Raw genomic sequence first — 3584 nt, forward strand, 5'->3', positions numbered from 1 at the left:
GCTCGCGCTGACGCGGTCGGCCCGGCCCCGTAACGCCCGTGACCGCGGCCGGGTCGGCCTCCGCGACGCGGGTCGGCCCCGCCGCCTCAGCCGAGGCGGCGCGCGAGCGTCAGGCCGTCGGCGACGGTGAGCATGACCGTCTCCATCCGGACGTCCGCCGCCACATGATCGTTGAACTCCTGGATCGCGGCGCCCGCGGCCGACGGCGCCGAGGCCGTGACGGACCCGTGGTAGAACACGTTGTCCGCGACGATCAGACCGCCGGGGTTCATCCGCGGGACCAGCTCCTCCCAGTACGGGATGTAGTTCGGCTTGTCCGCGTCGAGATAGGCCAGATCGATATGGGGCTCGGCGGGCATCGCGCGCAGAGTGTCCAGCGCGGGCGCGATCCGCAGGTCGATGCGGGCCTCGACACCGGCCTTGGCCCACGCCTTCCGCCCGTACGCCGTCCACTCCTCCGACACGTCACAGGCGATCAGCCTGCCGTCGGCGGGCAGCGCCTGGGCCATGGCCAGCGCGGAGAAGCCGGTGAAGGTGCCGACCTCGACGATGTGGCGGGCGCCGGTCAGCCGGACCAGAAAGGCCAGCAGTGGGGCCTGCTCCTCGGCGGACTGCATCCCGGCCTGCCCGGGGAGGTCGCGGTGGGTCACCTCGACCAGCTCGCGCAGCACGGGGTCGAGCGGCGGATTGTGCCGCAGGACGTAGTCGTACAGCTCGGCCGTGATCGGTGTGCTCTTGCTCTCGGCCATCGCGGCCCCCTTCGGTCTGCTCGGCTTCCCGGGCGATGTCGCACATGCCGACTATGCCGACTATCGAGCCTTCGGCGACTGTCGTGCCTGTGGCGACTGTAACCCGGCGTCACGACAGCGCGAGCGGTTTCGAAGGGGGCCCTGGGCGGGTGGAGCGGGTGGAGGGGATTGGGGGGGATGGAGGGCGACGGATCAGTCCCGGCCGCGGGAGACGGCGCGGATGACCTGGCTGCGGGCGCGCGCCCAGGTGACGGAGGAGCGTTCGCCCAGCGCGCGGACGATGGCCTCGCCCGCCGCGACGCCCGTCTCCTCGACCACCGTCACCTGGGGTGCCGTCCAGCCTGCGTCGGCCAGTTCGCCGTGGCCGGGGCGCCAGGCGCGGTCGGCCGCGAGCAGCAGATCGGTGTCGAGCAGCGAATCGCCCGCGGCGAGCACCTCGTCCGCTCCGGTGCGGTTCCTGATCTCGGCGACGGCCGCGCTCTTGGTGAGCGGCTTGGGCACGGCGTAGATCTTGCGGCCCTGTAGGGAGACCGTCCAGCCGCGCGGCTCGGCCCACTGTGTGAGTTCCTTGACGTACTCCTGGGGCAGCAGCTCCCGTTCGACCACGAGATAGGCGAACAGCTCCTCGGCCACCCGCTCCTTGAGCAGCCAGGCGGGGTCGGCGGTGGCGCTGAGGTGGGCGCGCACCTCCTCCAGGGGGGCGCACTGGTCGCCGAGGGTGGTACGGACCCGCTGGTTCCAGTCGGCGTCGGGCTCGCCGTTCACCAGCAGTTGGCCGCCGTTGGCGCAGATCGCGAAGCGGGAGCCGGGGCCGGGGAGGCGGATGCGGCGGTACTGCTCGACGGTGCGGGTGGTCGTGGGGACGAAGACGGAGGTGCGGACCAGCTCGGCGAGCAGCCCGGCGGCGGTCTCGGTCATGTACGACAGCGGTCGGCCCTCGTACGTCTCGACGCACAGCAGCCGCGGGGCCTGGGCGTCCGGCATGTCGAGGCCGAGCGCGGCCGCGGAGTAGATCAGGGTGCGGTCGAGATCGCTTGCCACCAGGACGCTCATCGTGCGGCCACCGTTCTTTCGTCTCTGTTGGCGATGCCCGCCGTGTTCGCCTCGTGTGCCGTGTCTGTGGTGTCTGTGGTGTCTGTGGTGTCTGCTGTGCCTGCTGTGCCTGCTGTGTCTGCCGTGCCTGCTGCGGTTACTGCTTTCCCGTCGGCCCCGGTGGCGCCCCGGGTGTAGCGCGGGTGGATCAGCCCGACGCAGGTGTACGGAAGCCCGTCGATCTCCTCGACCGGCACTCCGCGCTGCTCGGCGAGCAGCCGCACATGGTCCAGGTCGGCGCCCGCGCCGCGCTGGGCGAGGATCTTCCACGGGACGCGGCGCAGCAGCACCCGGGTGGTCTCGCCGACGCCCGGCTTGACGAGGTTGACGTCGTGGATGCCGTACTCCTGGCTGATCCGCTCCACCGCGGCCCATCCCTCCCAGGTGGGGCTGCGGTCGGTGGCCGCGAGCCGCCCGGCGTCGGCCATGGCGGCCTCGGCGACCTCCGCGAAGCGGCCCGAGACGGTGTCGAGGAAGTATCCGGAGACATCGGAGCCGGCGAGTTCGCGGTAGTACTTCGCGCCGTGGAAGTCGTTCGGGCCGACGAGGTCGGCGCGGAGCACGGTGCGCGATATCAGCCCGGAGACGGTCGAGTTGAGGCATGCGGAGGGGACGAGGAAGTCGTCCCGGGTGCCGTAGGTGTCCACACAGCGGCCGGGGTCGGCGAGGACCGCGATCCGCGGATCGAAGTCCGGGTACGGGGCGAGGGCGTCCGCCAGCTCGCGGGTGATGGCGCCCTTACCGGTCCAGCCGTCGACGAAGACGACGTCGGCGGGGTCGTGGTGGTCCGCCAGCCAGCGCAGCGCGGCGGTGTCGATACCGCGGCCGCGCACGATGGAGACCGCGTAGTGGGGGAGGTCGAGCCCATGGGCGTGGTGCGCCCAGCGGCGCATCAGCACCCCTACGGGGGTGCCGGCGCGGGCGAGCGAGACGAGGACGGGGCGCGGGGAACGCTCGGCGAGCACGGTCTCGGTGACCGCGCCGACGGCACGGGCGATCCGGGCGGCGGAGGCGTCGAGGGCGGCCCGGAAGAGCGCCTGGTAGCGCTCGTTCGGCTGGTACTCCACCGGCAGCGACTCGGCGTAGTGCGCGCCCCCGCTCTGGATCGCCTCCTCCCGCTCCTCGGTGGGCGCTTCGAGGGTGACGTGCGAGAAGTCCTGGAGCAGCCAGCCGACCTCTTCGGGCGCGTAGGACGAGAAGTCCGGTCCGCGCAGGGGCTCGTACGACGGTTGGTGCATGGGCGGAGCCTGTCGTTCGGGGACGGTGCGGGGGGTGGGTGGGGTCTGGGGGCGATACGCCGGCACGACGGCCAGGACCAGCCGGTCCGTGTGCGCGCTCAGCGCGGCGAGCAGCCCGCCGGGGGCGTGCAGCGCGGGTGTGTCGGCGGTCGAGTCGACGACGGCGACGACGGCGTCGAAGCGGCGGCCCGGATCGGCACCGGGCGCCACGTTGTAGGCGTAGCGCGGCCCGGGACCGTCGGCGGGCTCGTCGTGCGCGGGGAACGTCAGCCGGGTGCGGATGGCGTACCCGGGGTCGTCGACGGCGAGCACGGGCGAGCGGGTGGTCGTCGAATACCGCACCTCGACGTCCTCGACGTCCTCGACGCCGTCGAGGACGTCGTCGAGCGCCTTCGCGATACGCAGCGGCGCGTACATCAGCTCCTCGAACCCGAGGACGAGGACGCGGCGGGCGGGGCGGGGCGGCCGGGGCCGGGTCAGGTCGGTGGCGCGGGCGCCATCGACC

General features: G+C 72.8%; 3 protein-coding genes. All 3 read right to left on the minus strand.

Features of this window, described 5'->3' with window-relative positions; all coding sequences use genetic code 11:
- Positions 1-86 precede the first annotated feature (86 nt).
- Positions 87-749: an O-methyltransferase gene (locus tag KN815_RS47675; RefSeq protein WP_216348005.1), complete on the minus strand. Its 663-nt coding sequence runs from the start codon at positions 747-749 to the stop codon at positions 87-89.
- 192 nt (positions 750-941) lie between these two features.
- Positions 942-1802, minus strand: coding sequence for an HAD family hydrolase (locus KN815_RS47680; protein WP_216348006.1), 861 nt, complete (start codon positions 1800-1802; stop codon positions 942-944).
- Positions 1799-3584, minus strand: a 1786-nt coding sequence (locus KN815_RS47685; protein WP_216348007.1) for a cysteine protease StiP domain-containing protein, incomplete at its 5' end; no start/stop codon positions are given. The genes KN815_RS47685 and KN815_RS47680, both read right to left, overlap by 4 nt.

Source organism: Streptomyces niphimycinicus, from assembly GCF_018883605.1.
GTDB classification, from domain to species: domain Bacteria; phylum Actinomycetota; class Actinomycetes; order Streptomycetales; family Streptomycetaceae; genus Streptomyces; species Streptomyces niphimycinicus.